The organism is Dictyobacter halimunensis, from assembly GCF_036245075.1.
Window position 1 is genome coordinate 2,575,820 of the sequence record NZ_BSRI01000001.1, and the last position, 18,222, is coordinate 2,594,041.

17 protein-coding genes are annotated in these 18,222 nt (G+C 55.4%); 6 read left to right on the top strand and 11 right to left on the bottom strand.

Annotated elements, in window-relative coordinates; all coding sequences use genetic code 11:
• Window positions 1-69 precede the first annotated feature (69 nt).
• Complete coding sequence (locus tag AABA21_RS10415; protein WP_338249533.1) at window positions 70-513, bottom strand: hypothetical protein; 444 nt, start codon at window positions 511-513, stop codon at window positions 70-72.
• Between the two features lie 162 nt (window positions 514-675).
• Complete coding sequence (locus AABA21_RS10420) at window positions 676-2,013, bottom strand: IS4 family transposase (RefSeq protein ID WP_338248766.1); 1,338 nt, start codon at window positions 2,011-2,013, stop codon at window positions 676-678.
• Window positions 2,014-2,361: 348 nt separating this feature from the next.
• Between AABA21_RS10420 and rho the strand changes: the two genes are divergently transcribed.
• Window positions 2,362-3,690 (top strand): transcription termination factor Rho, encoded by a 1,329-nt coding sequence (gene rho / locus AABA21_RS10425; RefSeq protein ID WP_338249535.1) that lies wholly within the window; start codon window positions 2,362-2,364, stop codon window positions 3,688-3,690.
• 119 nt (window positions 3,691-3,809) lie between these two features.
• Here rho and AABA21_RS10430 read toward each other — a convergent pair whose 3' ends face one another.
• Both AABA21_RS10430 and AABA21_RS10435 read right to left on the bottom strand, forming a co-directional pair.
• A complete protein-coding gene (locus AABA21_RS10430) occupies window positions 3,810-4,442 on the bottom strand; it encodes a hypothetical protein (RefSeq protein ID WP_338249537.1) in 633 nt (210 codons plus the stop codon).
• 496 nt (window positions 4,443-4,938) lie between these two features.
• Entirely contained in the window at window positions 4,939-5,145 is a 207-nt protein-coding gene (locus AABA21_RS10435; RefSeq protein WP_338249539.1) for a hypothetical protein, read from the bottom strand.
• Between the two features lie 159 nt (window positions 5,146-5,304).
• Here AABA21_RS10435 and AABA21_RS10440 point away from each other — a divergent pair, with 159 nt between their 5' ends.
• Window positions 5,305-6,801: an MFS transporter gene (locus tag AABA21_RS10440; protein ID WP_338249540.1), complete on the top strand. Its 1,497-nt coding sequence runs from the start codon at window positions 5,305-5,307 to the stop codon at window positions 6,799-6,801.
• A gap of 60 nt (window positions 6,802-6,861) precedes the next feature.
• On the opposite strand, the gene AABA21_RS10445 is transcribed toward AABA21_RS10440, so the two are convergent.
• Complete coding sequence (locus AABA21_RS10445) at window positions 6,862-7,368, bottom strand: GNAT family N-acetyltransferase (RefSeq protein WP_338249542.1); 507 nt, start codon at window positions 7,366-7,368, stop codon at window positions 6,862-6,864.
• Window positions 7,369-7,801: 433 nt separating this feature from the next.
• On the opposite strand from AABA21_RS10445, the gene ilvD reads away from it, so the two are divergent.
• Complete coding sequence (gene ilvD, locus AABA21_RS10450) at window positions 7,802-9,481, top strand: dihydroxy-acid dehydratase (RefSeq protein ID WP_338249544.1); 1,680 nt, start codon at window positions 7,802-7,804, stop codon at window positions 9,479-9,481.
• An 89-nt stretch (window positions 9,482-9,570) separates the two neighbouring features.
• Here the strand turns inward: ilvD and AABA21_RS10455 are convergent, their stop codons facing one another.
• Both AABA21_RS10455 and AABA21_RS10460 read right to left on the bottom strand, forming a co-directional pair.
• On the bottom strand, window positions 9,571-10,146 hold the full coding sequence (locus tag AABA21_RS10455) for a hypothetical protein (protein WP_338249546.1): 576 nt from the start codon (window positions 10,144-10,146) through the stop codon (window positions 9,571-9,573).
• Between the two features lie 530 nt (window positions 10,147-10,676).
• Complete coding sequence (locus tag AABA21_RS10460) at window positions 10,677-11,501, bottom strand: VOC family protein (protein ID WP_338249549.1); 825 nt, start codon at window positions 11,499-11,501, stop codon at window positions 10,677-10,679.
• Between the two features lie 313 nt (window positions 11,502-11,814).
• Between AABA21_RS10460 and AABA21_RS10465 the strand changes: the two genes are divergently transcribed.
• The 3 genes from AABA21_RS10465 (at window position 11,815) to AABA21_RS10475 (ending at window position 13,248) form a co-directional block, all read left to right on the top strand.
• Window positions 11,815-12,615 carry a nucleotidyltransferase domain-containing protein gene (locus AABA21_RS10465; RefSeq protein WP_338249551.1) on the top strand — a complete coding sequence of 267 codons (801 nt, stop codon included), beginning with the start codon at window positions 11,815-11,817 and terminating at the stop codon, window positions 12,613-12,615.
• A gap of 110 nt (window positions 12,616-12,725) precedes the next feature.
• Window positions 12,726-13,004, top strand: a complete 279-nt coding sequence (locus tag AABA21_RS10470) for a helix-turn-helix transcriptional regulator (RefSeq protein ID WP_338249553.1) — start codon at window positions 12,726-12,728, stop codon at window positions 13,002-13,004.
• On the top strand, window positions 12,997-13,248 hold the full coding sequence (locus tag AABA21_RS10475; protein ID WP_338249556.1) for a helix-turn-helix domain-containing protein: 252 nt from the start codon (window positions 12,997-12,999) through the stop codon (window positions 13,246-13,248). The genes AABA21_RS10470 and AABA21_RS10475 overlap by 8 nt, the downstream gene beginning before the upstream one ends.
• Window positions 13,249-13,829: 581 nt before the next feature.
• On the opposite strand, the gene AABA21_RS10480 is transcribed toward AABA21_RS10475, so the two are convergent.
• The 4 genes from AABA21_RS10480 to AABA21_RS10495 all read right to left on the bottom strand — a co-directional run bounded on the left by AABA21_RS10480 (window position 13,830) and on the right by AABA21_RS10495 (window position 18,195).
• Window positions 13,830-14,462 (bottom strand): hypothetical protein, encoded by a 633-nt coding sequence (locus tag AABA21_RS10480; RefSeq protein ID WP_338249558.1) that lies wholly within the window; start codon window positions 14,460-14,462, stop codon window positions 13,830-13,832.
• Between the two features lie 423 nt (window positions 14,463-14,885).
• On the bottom strand, window positions 14,886-15,704 hold the full coding sequence (locus AABA21_RS10485) for a carbohydrate ABC transporter permease (protein WP_338249559.1): 819 nt from the start codon (window positions 15,702-15,704) through the stop codon (window positions 14,886-14,888).
• Between the two features lie 18 nt (window positions 15,705-15,722).
• The gene (locus tag AABA21_RS10490; RefSeq protein ID WP_338249561.1) at window positions 15,723-16,673 is read right to left on the bottom strand and encodes a carbohydrate ABC transporter permease; all 951 of its coding nucleotides are present in this window, start codon (window positions 16,671-16,673) and stop codon (window positions 15,723-15,725) included.
• A 139-nt stretch (window positions 16,674-16,812) separates the two neighbouring features.
• The gene (locus AABA21_RS10495) at window positions 16,813-18,195 is read right to left on the bottom strand and encodes an extracellular solute-binding protein (protein ID WP_338249564.1); all 1,383 of its coding nucleotides are present in this window, start codon (window positions 18,193-18,195) and stop codon (window positions 16,813-16,815) included.
• Window positions 18,196-18,222: the final 27 nt, after the last annotated feature.

Genomic DNA, 18,222 nt, shown 5'->3' on the forward strand with positions numbered 1-18,222 from the left:
AGCACAGGTGGGTGCATCCGCACCCACCTGTGCTATTGCCTCAACCCCTTACAAACAGGGCGGCCGCATCTATTGGTTGGTGCGGGTGAGGTAGACCTGGATGGTGTCGCCGTCGCGTTGCCAGCTGTAGTGATAGTTCATGGAGGTGGCGATGGGCTCGAAGACGCTCCACCAGGCATCTCCCTCTTGCTCGGAGAGGCCGAAGGCGCTGGCCTGTTCGTGCGAGATCCAGTCGTGGAAGACGGCTTTGGCGCGCTGCTCATCTCCTTCGATCGTTTGCAGTTTGCCGCCAAGAGAGGTGATGTTCAGGGCGATAGCCTGGGTGAACTCGAGTGCTCCTCCATTTCCGAGCGCCTGCCAGCTCTGCGCCAGGCGATTGCCGGCCATCGTCACGAACTCCTCGGGCGCCTGCCCCTGCTTCTTGATATAGGCCAGCGATAGCAGCGCGAAGGCAACGGCGTTTTCACGCGCGGTCTCATGCAATTTTTCCGCTGTATAGCTCTGTTCGTTCATCTATCTTTCCTTTCATTTGCTCAATATCGCTAGATCTGGAATTTCCTATTGACGGAAGATTATTGTGACGATCAATGGTGGTATGAAGTAACAATGGGTATGTTGCCTGGAAAAAAATATCGGGGTACAAAGTGGGAATATCGTATCCACCCCCCATACGCATTAAGTTAAGACCCAGTCGAGTCCTTCAAGGAGGATCTGAGCCAGACAGGGTTCAGCTACTCGACGATGGACCCGACAGCCCGATTGCATCATGGCACGCCCTTTGCGGATCACCTGATGCAAGTGACGAGTGCCAGAGAGCACCTCCAAGAGATCTAAAGCGAGAGCGCGAACGACGGCAGCAGCTTTGAACAAACTGCGCCAGGGATCGTGCCAGCAGCCAAACAAGAGGAGCCAATGTTGAATGACTACGGCAATCAATTTCGCGTACAGTTCGCACAACGCCTGCCAGGGCAGAGCCGAGCGCCAGGTGTCAAGGTGACCATGACTCTTCCAGAGTTTGAAAAGCAACTCGATCAGCCAGCGTTGGCGCAGCAAGATGAGCGCCTGCTCGGCAGAGATCTGCCTGGCCGAAGTATTGGTGACAATCAAGGTCCACTCGGCCAGCTTCCACTGCACCTCGCTCACGATTTTCCCTTTGTCGGTAGCCTCCTTCTTCAGGTGCTCACGCCGCTGCTCGGCGACCTCGGGTGGCACGCGCATCATGATCAAGCGCACCGGCAGAGGTTCCTGTTTGCCCAGCGACACGTACAGAATCTTGATCTGTCCACACGTTCGAGGCAAAGCGGTTTCCAGATCGATACGGTGGCCTTGCCGATCATAGAACACGGTGTTGGCCTTTGGATGCAGGCAAAAGCGCACACCCTGCTCGGACAACTCGCGCAAGCGAGCGAGACTCCAATATCCGCGGTCGGCCACATACAAACTTCCAGCCGACACGATCTGCTCTCTCAGTGGCCCATGCAGTTCATGCACGCGCCCAGCCGACAGATACGGACCAAGGAGCCAGCCATGTTTGAGGTCCAAGCGCACATGCAACTTGAGAGCAGAAGCCGTATGTGCCGTCGTAGTCGCACTGCCTCCCCCGCATCCGGGCCACAGATCCGCCAGTTCTTCCGGCAGGACGATGGTCGAGGCATCTTCCAGAATCACGTGCTTAAAGCGCTTGAACATGGCCACGGGGACCGCTTTGACCGTGACCACCTGCTGCACCAACTCCCAGAGGACTGCTTGCAGAAAGGTCGCTGCTGCTTGGGTGCACCGTTGGTGCAGGCCCGATGCACTGATCTGTACCCCGCAAATGTGCGCACCTTGCGTCAATTGTTCCAAGCTCGCTTCCGGCTGATGCAGATGGCCCAATGCCATCACCTGCACAAACGTGGCTCCTGTCAGTTTGCGCTCGCGTTTGACAAAGCCAGTTTCTTTGGCCAGCACGTTCGCTCGCTCATTCAAGATCTGGTTCAACATGGCTTCACACTGTGTTACACTCGTCGTCATAGGGCTCCTCGGCTGATGAAATGTTTGATTTCTTCATCTTCCGCTCAGGAGCTTTCTTTTGTCAGCAGACCTAAACTTAATGCCTATGGGGAATATCGTATCCACCCCCCTTGTTTATACTAGTGAAATACGAATTCCCCATCCACTATTCTAGACAAGCTTAGTTGGTCCAATGGATATGCGATATCCGTTTCGCTCCCACTCTGTCTGTCACTTCATCCCGTACCCCAAACGTGTAGGAAACGGAATGACGCTATCTATCGCACTGGAAAAGAGACGCTATTTACTTTACCTATTTTACTCCCTGCTTTTCTTCTATAAGAGATACATGTCAGCGAAAGGAGAAAGGTGCGATCATTAATAGGGATCGTGCCCCTCAACTCTATGAAAAACACCCACTCTGTTATGAATACGCAAGCGATGCCCGATCCCGATGATCGTCAGCAGTCGTTTCGCTCATTTGTACATTCGAATACTGAATCATTTGATCGTACGCTGAACCGACAGACACCGATCGAAATGCGCCAGCCGGCGACGGCCCTTACGGATCAAGAACTGGCCGTACCAGGTGAGGGCGTGCTGGATATCGTTGAGGATGGCTATGGCTTTCTGCGCCCGGATCGCTATCTGCCGGGCCCAAAGGATATCTATGTGTCGCATTCTCAGATTCGTCGCTTTAATTTGCGGCAGGGCGACCATGTTTCGGGACAGGTGCGGCCGCCGAAGGATCGTGAGCAGTATGGTGGCATGCTCCGGGTAGAGCAGGTCAATGGTCGACCCGCCGATGCGGTGGGACCGCGCCCGCGCTTTGATGCCCTGACCCCGGTCTTTCCACAGCAGATGTTCGACCTGGAGAGCAGCGCCTCCAATCTATCCGGTCGCTTGATCAATCTGGTTTCTCCCATGGGACGCGGTCAGCGTGGCCTGGTTGTGGCTCCTCCAAAGGCTGGTAAGACGATGCTGCTGATGGCTATCGCCAACGCTATCTCCACCAACTATCCCAACGTGCATCTGTTGATTACCCTGATCGGCGAGCGACCAGAAGAGGTGACCGACATGAAGCGGCTGGTTAATGGAGAAGTGATCAGCTCGACCTTTGATGAGCCCGCCTATGTGCATACGCACCTGGCCGAGATGGTGCTGGAGCGTGCCAAGCGCCTGGTTGAGGAGGGCAAAGATGTCGTGGTCCTGCTCGATAGCCTGACCCGCCTCTCCCGTGCCTACAACCTGACGGTTGAATCGAGCGGTCGCAGCCTGTCTGGTGGCCTGGATCCCAGTGCCATGATTATGCCCAAGCGCTTCTTTGGCGCCGCCCGCAAACTGGAAGAGGGTGGGAGCCTGACGGTCATCGCCACGGCCCTGATCGAGACCGGCAGCCGCATGGACGACGTGATCTATGAAGAGCTCAAGGGAACAGGCAACATGGAGCTGGTCTTGAGCCGCAAACTGGCCGAGCGACGTCTCTTCCCGGCCATCGATATCTCCCTCTCCGGTACCCGCCGTGAGGAACTGCTTTACGATCAGCCAACCTATCAGGCTGTCGTGACCATGCGCCGCATGTTTGCCCAACTGTCTGATCAGCAAGGACAGGATGCGATGGATGCCTTTATTCAGCAGCTGGCCAAAACCAAAAACAACCAGGAATTTCTATCCACCCTGAGTAAGCGCGCGATGTAGTATGTTTACTCGCTTGTTCGGATGGATGCTCATCAACAAAAGGACAGGACTAGAAAGGATACTTTCTGTCTCTGTCCTTTTGTCGTCTGGTCTGGATCTGTCTTTATTTCATATTTCTATTATGGGTTGACGTGCGAGAGCGGTCCCGCGTTATCGGGGAAATTTGCTGTATTGAGAACCTGAATACCGGCGTGCTGCTCGCCGTTGAAGGGTGTGATGGTTGGCGATGTCTGCCCCGGTTCACAGCCTTGATCAAAAGGGACTTGAGGATCGTTGAACCATAATCCCAGGTGGAACTGGTGCGTGAAGGCTAGCGGCGCTTCGTTGGTAATCGTGAAGGTTTCGCTGTTGAAGATGCCCTGGACGAAGACGCTACCATTGCCATACCGATCAGTTTCCAGATCGCTCTGATACCAGGCAACCCCAAATGGTTTGTTGGGTACTTGAATCACGAACAGGTCGTAGCCCGTATTTGGAACAAGACCTCTGACACTGACATGCATGAGGTCGTTCTGACTACCACGGGTAATAGTGACAAATCCGCTTGCATGTGGCAGACACCCATTGATATTAGGTGATGATGGAACCATATTGAAGGCAAAATCGGGCCTGGGCGGTTTAAAGTGCCCGCTGGAAGCCTCGGTTGTCTGCACTCGCAATAGCGATATACTGCCTGTCGCCAGACTGACTAGCATGGCTAGAACGAAGATGCGAGCCAAAAATGAATGCCGTAGCCGGTAAGTGCTCATCATATGCTTTTCCTTATATATGCTTTTTCTTAGTTGCACTGACTGTGAGAAAGGATATCACTCCTTTTTTCATAGCATCGGCTAATGGCGCAATATATATGAATACATATGTAGTGATACAAAGGTGTTAGCTGGTGCCAGATAGTGAATAAGGTGGTTAGAAGGGTGGGCTGCTATTAGCAAAAATAAGAGGGGCACAGATACATTTCTCGCTTTTGTATCTACGCCCCTTTTATTATGACTGCATAAAAGAAAATTGTTAATGGTAATCTCAGGCGATGGCCTGAATTTCCTCTCTGCATGGGGTGCAGGGGCCTCCCTGCCGGGGTGTGGGGTGTCCCCACAAAACTTCTTTTTCTTCTTTTTCGCGCCGCCTCAGGCGGCGCGAGAGGAGAAGAGAGAATGTGGGGACACCCCACACCCCGGCAGGAGGGCTCGCCGCCCTCCTGCACCTCCCGCATTGGGAGTGCGGAACCAACCCATAAAGCCAGCCTGGCGGCTAAACACTTTCGAGCAAGGAGAGGCGGAGAATCTTATAATTTTCGACTGCTACGAGGGCCAGGAGTCTGCTAATCTGCTCATCTTCGAGTGGCAACAGTCCCTGTGGTAGTAGCTGTTGAGCCTGTGCGCGATCCTGCTGCAGGTTCCGCTTCTCTTCACTTGCACGCAGGCTATCATTTTTCAGGGTATTTTTTGTTGTGAGCATGTCTTTCGTCCTCGTGCTACTTTAAGTAAAAATCTTCTCATTATATATAGTCTGTTTTTGGTCCCAAAACGTGACACTTTTTAGTACCAATTTTTGGTTTTATATGCCTATAATAAAAATCTGTATGGTATAGATGTCTAACAATAGATTGAGGGATTGATGGTTGCTCGTGGACAAAAGATGGCTGTGCTGGCGTTGTTATGTATGGCGCAATTTATGGTGGTGTTAGATTTTTCGATTGTGAATGTGGCATTGCCTTCGATGCAAAAAGATCTGGCGATGTCGACGCAGAATTTGCAGTGGGTGGTGAGTGCCTATTCTCTGACTTTTGGTGGTTTCCTCTTATTGGGTGGCCGCGCCTCCGATCTCTTTGGGCGGCGGCGCCTTTTCCTGGCGGGCCTGGTTGTGTTCTCCCTTGCTTCCCTGTTTGGTGGCCTGGCTCAATCCGAGTCCTGGTTGATCGCGGCCCGCGCGGTCCAGGGACTGGGCGCGTCGGTGGTGGCACCGACATCGCTCTCGCTGGTCACGTCGATCTTTGCGGAGGGGCCGGAGCGCAACAAGGCGCTGGGCGTGATGGGTGCGGTGGCCTCAACCGGCTTCGCCGTCGGCGCTATCCTGGGTGGTCTACTGACGGCTGGCCCTGGTTGGCGCTGGGTCATGTTTGTCAATGTGCCGGTCGGCATTCTGGCCTGCGTGCTGACGCCTTTTTTTATCCTCAAAAGCCCGACGCCGGAGCGGCGGCCGAAACTGGACATTCTGGGCGCGTTGATGATCACGGTGGCTATAGTAATACTTGTCTATACGCTGGCGCGTGGCAATGATCTGGGCTGGCTCTCCTGGCAGACCTGGAGCTTGCTGGCTGTGGTGGTGGTTTTGCTGGCGGCCTTTATCTGGATCGAGCTACGGGCTCAGGACCCGCTGGTACGCTTGAACATTTTCCGCCTGCCTGTGCTGGCTGGTGGCAATCTGGTCAGCCTGTTGCTGCCCGGAACCTTTGGGGCGATCATCTTTATCCTGACCCTCTTTATGCAGCAGGTCCTGCACTATTCAGCCATTCAGACCGGGATGGCCTTTCTGCCGATGGCTGCGGTGCTGCTGATCCTCTCCAACATAGCCTCGCGTATGTTCTCGCATCTCAGCCTCAAGCTGTTGCTGGTCGCCAGCATTGTGGTGGTCGGCTGTGGACAACTGCTGTTCCTGCTGATCTCGGCGACTGCGACCTATCAGGGCGCGCTCCTGCCGGGGATGCTGGTGGTGGGATTGGGTATGGGCTTTGTGTTTCCGGCCATTACGATCGCGGCCACAACCGGCGTGCGCAACGAGGAGCAGGGCCTGGCCTCCGGTCTGCTCAATACCAGCCAGCAGGTGGGTTCAAGTGTGGTGCTGGCCATCGTTACTTCGCTCGCGACCGCGCAGACCGCCGGACTGCAGTCCCAGGGCGTTGATGGCGCTTCGGCTCTGGCGGGCGGCTTTCACGTCGCAATCTGGGCCTGTTTCGCCTGTGCCGTCTGCGGACTACTCATCGCCCTCTTCGTCATCCGCGAGCAGCGTCCAGTCGTTGCCGCCCATGAAGAAGAGCCCGTCATGACCGAGCGGCCATTCGGCGAATCTACGGCAGCATGCCTCGAAGTCGAAAACGATGACGTCAAATTATAATCCATAGATACAGAAAAGGTGTGGCTGCCTGCCACACCTTTTCTGTATCTATGGATTATATCAGTGCTCCTGGTTGATCGCGTAGAGGCGGAAGTGCTGGCCCCACTGATCGACATCGCGCTCGTAGCTCATGCCGATCTTTTCCGCGATATGGATTGAAACGGTGTTATCGGGTGGAATTAATGAAATAATACGCTGGAAGCCCAGCTTTTGGAAGCCGTAGTTCTTCAGGGCCTCGGTTCCCTCCATGGCCAGGTTGTTCTGCCAGTAGGGGCGTGCCAGCACATAGGCCAGCTCGATCTCCTCCTGTCCCTGAACCTCCTGCTTCAGCAGGCCGCAATGTCCGATAAAGCTCCGGTCGCTTTTACGGATGGTGGCGAAAAACGAGTGGCCGTAGATCTGGTATTCGCGGATATAGCCTTTGAGTACCCGCTGCACTTCGTCCCGGCTGCGTGGACCGCCCAGGAAGCGCGTAACCTCGGGATCGGTATAAAGCGCGGTCATATCATCCAGGTCGTCCATCGTCAGGGGCCGGAACTCCAAATGTTCCGTCTCTAAAATAATCATCTTATCCTCACAATATCATAAAAAATGAAGCGTTTTGCCTCATCTTTTCACCTCATTGCCTCACCCATTATATGCCGTTGGAGTGATTGTGACAAATATTGCGCCGTAAGGTTGGTTTATGTGAGCTGATACGGTGAAATGATACATCTTCGTATAGTTCAAATAACCGTATTTCTGGTTTTCTTCAGAGGAAGTGGTGAGTCGAGCGAGGAACCGTGCTATACTTGGTGCCTACTGGTATTTTTGGGAATAATATGCTGCTATAACCAGAAAGTAAGACGCAAACCATCAGCGCGGATGGCGCCGACTTCCCCCACCTCAATGCTGACGCCCGTAGGGGAGATTTATCATGTTCACGATTCTTAATAAAGAAAACTTTCAATGCAACTACTGCGGGGTGGGAACGAACTCCTATCTCCCTTAAGGAGGCGCAATGCGTTCAGATCAGATTAAGCTCGGCTTCGAGCGCGCTCCTCACCGAGGCCTGCTGCGTGCGACCGGTGTCGTAGGTGAAGATGATTTCAAAAAGCCCTTTATCGCTGTGTGTAATTCCTACATCGATGTTGTGCCCGGCCACGTGCATCTCCAGGCGTTTGGCAAGCTGGTGAAGGAGGCCATTCGCGAGGCCGGCGGTGTGCCGTTCGAGTTCAATACGATCGGTGTCGATGATGGTATCGCGATGGGCCATATCGGTATGAAGTATTCCCTTCCCAGCCGTGAACTGATCGCTGACTGCGTCGAGACCGTGATTGAGGCCCATCGCTTTGATGGCATGGTGTGTATCCCCAACTGCGATAAGATCGTGCCGGGCATGCTGATGGGTGCTATGCGCCTGGATATCCCGACTATTTTTGTCAGTGGTGGTCCGATGGCGGCCGGCAAGCTGCCCGATGGCCGTAGCTCCGACCTGATCACTATTTTTGAGGGCGTCGGCGCCTACCAGGCGGGCAAGATCAACGATGCCCAGCTGCTGGAGCTAGAGCAGTTGAGCTGCCCCTCGTGCGGCTCGTGCTCGGGCATGTTTACCGCCAACTCGATGAACTGCCTGATGGAGGCGCTGGGACTCGCCTTGCCGGGCAACGGCTCGAAGCTGGCGACCTCTGAGGAGCGGCGTGAACTGGCGCGGGCGGCGGGCCGGCAGATCCTGAACCTGGTCAAGGCCAATGTGACGCCCCGGCAGATCGTGAATGTGGATAGCATCGACAACGCCTTCGCGCTGGATATGGCGATGGGCGGTTCGACCAATACGGTGCTGCATACGCTGGCCCTGGCCCGCGAGGGTGGCATCGAGTATTCGCTTGAGCGTATCAACCAGGTCGCGGCGCGCACGCCGCATCTGTGTAAGGTCAGCCCGGCTGGCCAGTGGCATATGGAGGACGTGGACCGCGCCGGCGGCATCAGCGCCATCCTCAAAGAGCTGTCGCGCAAAGAGGGTTCGCTCAACCTGGAGCGTCCGACCGTGACGCTGCGCACGCTGGGCGAGAATATCGCCGAGGCCGAGGTGCTGGATAAAGCGGTCGTCCATCCTATCGAGGAGGCCTATAGCGAGCAGGGTGGCCTGGCCATCCTCTTCGGTAACCTGGCTCCCGAGGGCGCGGTGGTCAAGGTGGCGGCTGTCGCCCCGGCCATGATGAAGCATACGGGCCCCGCCCGCATCTATAATTCACAGGAAGAGGCCAGCGCCGGCATCCTCAACAAGCAGGTTAAAGAGGGCGATGTCGTCGTCATTCGCTATGAGGGACCCCGTGGTGGACCCGGCATGCAGGAGATGCTGGCGCCGACCGCCAACATCATGGGCATGGGCCTGGGCGAGAAGGTGGCCCTGATTACCGATGGACGCTTCTCCGGTGGTACGCGTGGTGCCTGTATCGGCCATGTCTCCCCCGAGGCGGCCGCCAATGGTCCCATCGCTGCCCTGGTCGATGGCGACATGATCCATATCGATCTCGCCGAGCGCCGCCTGGAGGTACAGCTCACACCCGAGGAGATCGAGCAGCGCCTGAGCGAGGTGACCCACGTCAAAGGACGCGTCAAGAGCTCCTGGCTGCGCCGCTACGCCTCCCTCGTCACGTCCGCTAACACGGGCGCCGTCCTCAAAGTCCCCGAAATCTAAACCAATGAAAAAGGGACGCCTCATCACCGATGAGGCGTCCCTGACAGATCAAAGCCGGGGCGAGCGCGAAGCCGGGGTGAGCCCGGCACCTACGAGTAGCGGAACGGTGGAATATTCTTTTGTGGTCGCGGCGCGAAGATCTTGCCGATCAGGCCCCCGATCAGCCCCAGCAGTGCACCCAGACCCAGCCAGGGTATCAGCAGCACCAGGTCAACCAGCACGATGCCTGTGTAGCTGGTTGGCGCGCTATTGTTGATCTGTAGCGTTTGCACCGAGATCTGAATGCCCCCCTGCGCCAGGAAATCCTGTACCTGCTTGATAATATCCGGCGCGACCTTCGTCGGAACATTATTTTCCAGCACCAGAAACTGATACACCCCCATAAATATACCCACAAAAAGACCATTCCAGACGCCAGCGGCCATCCCCGTATCGATGCGACTGGTGCTCAGGGTACCGATCATGCCGGCCAGAAAAGGCGTACCGATAAAGGCGATCAGGAACACCATCTCAATCCAGGTGGTATTGGTAATGTCGTTCTGAAAGTTGGTCCAGAAGCCGATACCAAAAATGATCAGGCCCGCGATCAGCGCAAGAATGAAGCCAGAGGGAAAGGCCCTGCTGCGTTCACGTCGCGTATGGCTCTGGTAATATGATTGCTGCATAGATGTCCCCTTCATGAGTAATGTTTTTGGTAGCTCTATCTGAGTAGCGGATGAGCAAGCTTATTAGATGTTGCACTAGCTCTTTTGGTTGATAGCCGTAGTTATCTCCGCGCAAGTGTTGTACAATCGCCTTTTAATATTTACGTCTTTCTGACTATAATGTGACATATATATGTATCAACGACTGCAACGTGAGAAGTAGTAGAAGTGGTTCGCCTGGACGCGGCATTGAATAGTATGGCAGCAAAAATTTGATTGCCTATGTTAAATAGTATATCTGACAGAAGTAATTATTTCTAGAGAAGCAAAAAATAAGTTCCCTCGTAGGTGCGCCCCTTGCGGGCGCTTGCCGCGCAGCGGCCCCTTGCGGGCGCTTGCCGCGCAGCGGCCCCGTGCCCGGGCGCGCACGTTCCACCAATGATACCATCTCCCCTCTCAAAGATGCGCCAGAATGTTAAGTTGGACGTATTGGGGCTTGCTCCGACTTCGGCCGAAGTCGAAGCAAGCCCGACACCTACGGATATGGTATGTCATTTTATGATGATGGTGACGCCGTTGGGGTCCTGGACCGTGGCGGCTTGGAGATCTGGACGCCGGATCTCGTAGAAGTCGATGCCGTACATGTCTGGCTCGACGGGTCGCACGTTGCGACCGGCCCATAGGTTGGTCCCCAGATGGTGATGATAGCCGTCCCAGGAGAGGAAGTACGCCTGCTGCTCGATGCCGATCATGCGCTCCATGCCAAAGTGTTCTCTGTAGAAGGCAAAGGTCTGGTCAAGATCGCTGACGTTCAGGTGCATGTGGCCCAGGCGCAGACCCCGTGAGAAGCCCTTGAATTCATGAGCCTGTTCCAGCAGATGCGGAGCATTCAGCGGTAGTGTGTCCATCGCTACCCTGCCGTTTTGTATGGGCCACTGCTCGCGTGGCCGGTCCACATAGACCTCGATGCCATTGCCCTCTGGATCGGTCAGGTAGAGAGCCTGGCTGACCAGGTGGTCGGAGGCGCCACCCAGCGGGACATTGTTGTTGCGGTCGAGGACGTGACGCAGAAACGAGCCCAGCTCCGGCTCGTCGGGCACCAGCAGGGCGAAGTGGAACAGCCCGGCGGTGTGGTGCGGACGCGGACGCCCACCCGCCAGCGTGCGCAGCTGCAGCACCTCGCTGCCGTCTGCCGCACCCAATCCAACACTCCCGTTGCCATCCGCGTCGCGCTCATCGCGCACCACGGAGAGGCCCAGGCGCCCATAATAATCGATGCTGCGCTGCATATTCTGCACGCGCAATCCCACGCGCCTCAATGGCCAACTGGCCACCTGCGCATCCCACTGCTCTGTCTGTGTATTGGTGATAGCCATATGCTCTCTCTGCTCCATATCTCTCTAATCTGCCGCTATTTTTGTTTACTTACTTATTATCAGTATGTAACAATAGTATAGCATATTTTTACCCACCTGAATACCTTCTCACCCCGTAAAGATATCATCTTCAACCTTCCAAAGGAAAATGAGAAAGGAAAATGAAGGCAACGTCGTAGGTGCGCCCCTTGCGGGCGCTTGCCGCGCAGCGGCCCCGTATCCGGGCTCCTACGCTCCATTAAAAACGACCTCTTTCCTATTGCATGTAAAATAATAAATTATTTGCAGTAGATGGAATGGAGTATAAATAGCAATGCATAACGCCGCTATACCTCAGATGTTGCAGCCTTTGCTGGAAGCATACCTACATATCTTGGAGCCGGTGCATGGTCGTATCTATGGCGTGTACGTCTGTGGCTCTACGGCCCTGGGCGCCTTTGAAGAACTGACCAGCGATATCGATGTCGTCGTTTTGACGAGCGGTGAATGGAGCACATCTGAATTGGACTCTCTCGCCGCCGCGCATAGCCGCTTGCTGGGGGAGCAGCCGCTGGCCCGGCGACTGGAGGTGGCATATATGCCGCTGGAGGCGCTTGGAAAGTCACGTCAGGAGGTTGCCTCCTATCCACACTTCCAGAATGGCGTGTTTAATCCGGCGCGCTATGGAGATCAAAACGCGGTGACGTGGTGGATTCTTCAGCACAAGGCCATTGCGCTCCTGGGACCCGACCGTGCTACTCTGCCCCTGGTGGTGGACTGGTCGCAGGTAGTCGATGCGATGTCCTATAACCTGAACACGTATTGGGCTGGACTGGCCCGGAACCGTCCTTTCCTCTATCTTGACGATGAGTCGGTGATGTTCGCGGTGACGACACTCTGCCGCATCCTGACCACCCTGGAAGATGGTGAGATTATCGCCAAATCTCCGGCTTTGCAGCGCTGGCGTAAGCGTCTGCCCGCTAGCTGGCACCGCCTGCTGGACGAGGCATGGCGCTTGCGTCGCCATCCCGAACAGCCTTCCCGCTATCACTCGCGCCTATCACGTATGCTGATCACACTGGCCTTTATCAGATATGTACGCATACGTGGCAATCACATCCTTCGACCTGTCTGATTGCTCAAAATAAGGCAGCTTGTTGTCAATATTGAAAAAAATGTTGTATCTATGCTACATTATATATAAGTTATGATAATCATGGTTGGCTTTCTACTATGGAGGTAGGTATGCCTGAGCAGATTACGATCTACAATCAGCTGGCGGTGCTGAGGGCCGAGCGGGGCCTGTCGCGCCTGGCACTGGCCAATGCGCTAGGTATCAACTATCAGACCATCGGCTATCTTGAGCGGGGCGAGTATAATCCGAGCCTGGAACTGGCTTTTCGCATTAGCCTCTTTTTTGATCTACCCATCGAGGCCATCTTTTCGCCGCGTCCCTTCAAGCCCTTGAGTGAGAAGGTGTATACGCGTCCTTCTAGCGATGAAAGGAAGCCAGGACATGAATAAGCATATTGATGTTCTGGCGGATGGCCGTTTGCGTCCCCATATATGGAATCAACGCCTGGCCTTTAAGGGCTATGCGCTGCACCTGTCGGTGAGCCGTGACGCGGTTCAGGACCGCTCCCGGGCCGCATCCGCCATGCATAATCGCCTGGCCGCTTATCGTGTGGAGCGCGGCATCTCGCGCCAGCATCTCGCGGACCAGCTCAATATCCGCCTGTCTACGCTGGATGCATTGGAGAACCAGTAATATACTCCGAGTCTGCCACTTGCCCTGCGTATCTGCGCCCTGTTCTCCGTACCTGTTGAACAACTCTTCTCCCTTCCTGATAACCAGGTTTGAAACATCTAATGCTAGCCTGCTTTAATGACTATATAGATGATGATAAAGAATGTTTACCTGTTAGAAGGAGATTTCTGGCATGAGCCAATACCTGGAAATGTCTATGGATGGACCCGAAGAAATAGTGCCACGGCCACCGTCTCTGCGCCGTCGCCGCATCCTCTATCAACGGTGCGGGTTCTACCTTAGCCATTGTAGATAGGTTTAGTAAGGGGGCAATTTATATAGGTTTCCCTCTGGGCGAACAGACTCTATCGCCTATTCCAGGTGGTGGTGCGGCCTGGCCGGTTGATCCGCTGCATATGGTGCTCTATTATGGTACCTTGCTGGCCTGCATCTTTCTACTGCTGATGGTGTTGCCGATTTCAATCGCGCTTTGGAAGAAAGATCCATCGCGGGCGGCGGCTGGCTTGAAATAGACTCACCTTAATGTGGGCGACGGCGGCGCCCGTATCCATTGAGCAATGGATACGGAACAGGCGCGCCGCTCAACTGTTGGCGATCTTAAAGGTGCCGTTCACGTTCTTCAACAGGATCTGCGTGTCCTGAATGTGGACCAGCATATCGGGATGGTGCGTGTGGTTGGAGTCCACGAACTCCAGCGTGACGGGGATGCTGGCGGCCGTCGGACCCGATAGCTGCGTCACCTGGTAGCGCTGCACCTTATTCTGGTCGCCACCCGGCATTTCGATGACCTGGATATCACCGTTGAGATTCAAGACGATAAAGTGGCTGGGGGTGGTCGCCACCGTCTCGTGTCCCACGAAGGCATCGATCTGAAACGTGCGCGGATTTCCATAGCGCCAATCGTTGTAGGCGGTGGTCGCGCGTGGCAGCACAAACTGCCAGGCGGCTACCAGGAGTAGCATGAGGATCATGCCCAGGCCCAGCGATACCAGCCAGTGCCCGGGTGGTCGCCTCTGTTGCACACGCGGGCGCGTCTCCTGCGTCCTGGTCGTCGGCAACACCTTGTCCGTATGCCGCGCCTGCGCCTGTCGGGGTTGGGTCTGTCGCGAGCTGCGTGTTACCCTGGGCCCATTGATCGATGCGAATATATGCCCGAATGCCGGATAGCGGGGGGCGCTACGTGTGCCGAGTAAGGATATAAAGGTTGTTGGCATGGAGCTCCTCCTTTGCCATCGTCGTCGTGGGTGCGCTCTTGCGGGCGCTTGCTTGCTACAATATAGGGTAAAATTTCATGATCACACGCCGCTAATTTGGTACAAGATGGAACAGTAAACATTCTATTTATGGTATTGCACCTAGGGAGCCATATGCGCAATTATATCAAATTAAACGCTCCATGACCAGCTTTTTACGAGCTCAACTGTAAAGATATTGTAAAGGATATGTAGATTTTTAGTGGTGATCAAGAAGGCAGAGGGAGACAGGACAGGATACATTATTTTGTTATATGGATGTTTGAAGGAGTGCGCTAATGCGCACTCCTTCAAACATCCATATAACAAAATAAGTGCGGCCGCACACGCGGCCGCCCGTGCGGGGGCGCTAACGCCCCCCGTAAAAAGTGTGTCTGACACCCCCTACCCTTTGAGTCCGCCGCTGATGCCTTTGACGAAGAAGCGCGAGACCAGGGTGTAGAGCGCCACGGCCGGCAGAGCATAGAGCATGGCGTAGGCGGCCAACTGTCCATAGTTGACCTGTCCATAGCTGCCAAAGAAGGTGTAGATATTGACCGAGGCCGGCTCCAGCTCCTGTGTCTGCAGCAGGATGAGCGGGACGAAGAAGTTGGTCCACGCGCCCAGGAAGCTCCAGACCGCCACCACCGAGATGCCGGGGGCGCAGATCGGCAGCACCACGCGGATCAGGGCCGTGAAGGTCGAGGCGCCATCGATCCAGGCGGCTTCCTCCAGCTCATAGGGTACCGAGTCCAGAAAGTTCTTCATCAGCCAGATGCTGAACGGCAGCGCGCTGGCCACAAAGAAGAGGATGACACCCTGCAGGGTATCGACCAGGTTGAGGGTGACATACATGGCGTAGAGCGGCGTGACCAGCGCCAGGATCGGGAGCGCGCTGGCGAAGAGCACGCCCAGCATCAGGGTGTTTTTGAAGCGAAACTGGAAGCGCGATAATGGATAGGCGGCCAGCCCCGAGAGGATGACGACCAGGATCATGGTGCTGATGGCCATGATGGCGCTATTGGTGAAGGGCGGGATGACCACGCCATTGGTCAGAATCGTCGCATAGTTGCTCAGGCTGGGCGCGCCGGGCCACTTTACCGCCAGCGTCGCCGCCGGATTGATACTGGCCAGTACCGGCCACAGCAGAGGGACCAGAAAGAAGAGCCCCAGCAGGGTCAGAAAGATATAAATGATCGTGGAAATAATAGCTCTACGAAACATGCGAACCTCTCTTCACAACTATAAATCCACGCGCAGGATGCGTGTATAGATTAAGGATAGAATGGCTCCGGCCGCGATGATCAGCAATGCGATGGCGCTGCCATACCCGATCTGATAGAACTGGAAGGCTTGCCGGTATTGATAGATCGTCATCAACTCTGTATTCATATTGCTGCCCGCGGTCAGCACATAGACCAGTGTGAAGTCCGAGAGGGTGGCCAGGGTGATTAGCAGGAGATCGGTGCCGATGGCGCCCCGGATCAAGGGGATAATAACGTAGCGCAGTGTGTTCCAGCTGTTGGCGCCATCGATGGCGGAGGCCTCCAGCAGCTCCTGGGGAATGCTTTCGAGCGCGGACGCGTACAGCAGCATCGAGAAGGCCGTGCCGCGCCAGATGTTGGCGATGATAACCATGACCATCGGATATTCTTGCAGCCACGCATGTTTGGGGAGTCCGAAGGTGGAGAAGATGGTGTTGAGCAGACCGGGGTCCAGCACGCTCTGTGGACCACCGGCCAGGAAGGCGCTCCACACGAAGCCCGCGACCACGTCTGGAATCACCCAGGCGGCTACGATGATCGCGCCCAGCACCGACTTAAAGACGACGTTACGCCGGCGCATCAGCAGGGCCAGCAGCAGCCCCAACCCCGCCTGCCCGATCAGGGCCGAGAAGACCAGGTAGGTCAGTGAGACGCGGAAGGCGTTGTAAAATTCGCTATCATGAAAGATATGGACAAAGTTATCCAGGCCCACGAATTGAGGGGTGGCCGCCCCCACGCCTGTCAGAGCCATATTTGTCAGAGAAACGTAGACCGACCAGATCGCCGGTCCCAGCATAAAAATGAGGATGACCAGGAATGCGGGCGCCATAAACAACAGGCTGATGCGTAGCTGCCGGTTGCGTTTGCGCCTGATGGTGCGCGCCGAGACCTCGATTGCCCGTGCTGGCGTTTGGGTGTCCACCTGCATACAAATTCTCCTGCATCAATGGGAAGGGCGATAGGCCAGACGATCTCTATCGATCCTGGCCCATCGCCGTTACTGCCATAGGGATTGGCTGTGGCTGAAAGGAGAGAAGGGTGATTCTTCTCTCCTTTCAGATACCTCGTCACGGATGTTTTTCTGTTTTATCGGCACCTCCTGCTATCGTTTCGACTGATTGCGAGAAGGCCGACATGGCGTCGTCCGATGACTTGCCACTCATCACCTGCTGCATCGCGTTGTCGATCTGCACCGAGATCTTGGGATAGGCCGGGAAGCCAGGGCGGAACTGCGTGAAGTTTACCAGCTGTGTGAAGAATGGGAAGTTAGGCAGTGCGCTGTATTCGGGCAGGCTCACGATGTCCTTGCGCGGCGCGATGCCGTTGGTCTGAATATCGTATTTGCCCAGCAGGTCTTTAGCGAAGGCCTCCTGGATGACGGTAAATGCCTGATCTTTGTGGGCGGAACGGGCCGCGATCGAGTAGGCCCAGCCACCGGAGAGCGTGACGTATTTGGGATCCTGCCCATTCTGGGTTGGCATCTTGGCCAGTCCCAGGGTGTCTTTCCACTGCGGCCACGGGGCGGCGCCGCCGGTCTCCCAGTTGCCTCCTAGCCATGAGCCGTCGATGTCGATAGCCAGTTTGCCCTGCGGGATCAACTGCTGGGCCACGGTATTGCCGGCGGTGGTGCTCAGGGTAATATCATTGGTGGGTCCCAGTAGATTCGACGGATTGTAGACCTGCTTGACGAAGTTCAATGCATCCTTAAAGCCTGTGCTGGAGGAGACCCATTTGCCGGTCTGGTAATTGTAGAGGGTATCCTTGGTGCCGTAGAGCAGCATCTCGAAGCCCTGCATGGTTGAAGCCTCGTCCATGGGCACACCGGAGTACAGGTTCATAGGAATGACGTTGGGCACCCTCTTTTTAATGGTGTTGGCGGCAGTGAGGATATCGGCCCAGCTGTTTGGCTGCCAGGTGGTGGGCAGACCGGCCTTTTTGAAGATATCCTTGTTGTACCAGATGGCGCGTACATCGGTGCCATCCATGACTCCATAATTCTTGCCGTTGAAGGTGGTAATCTTCTGCATGCTGGGGAACCACTGGTTCTTGTAATCTGACCAGTTGTTCAGATAGGAATCCAGGGGAGCCAGGTAGCCGGCGGTGACGTCGGAACCAACCAGGAAGCTATCCTCGCGCACAATGTCGGGAGCGTTATTTGAACGCAACATCAGATCCAATTTGGTATAATAGCTGCCTTCATCGGCGATAATCGGCATCAGCTTGATTTTGATGTTGGGGTGCGCGGCCTCAATCTTGGTCTTGGCGCTCTGCCACCACTGCTGTTCATAATAAGGTGGCGGGCCAAACTGCTGATAGGCAACCGTAATGGTGACCGGTCCATTGCCACTGCTTGAACCGCTTGAGCCGCCACAGGCCTGGAGTAGAGGCACCAGGCAGAAGAACAGGGCGACGAATGAAAAGAGATGTAGTGATCGCGTTGATTTCTTCACGAGACACTCCTTTGCCCGGGAAATACA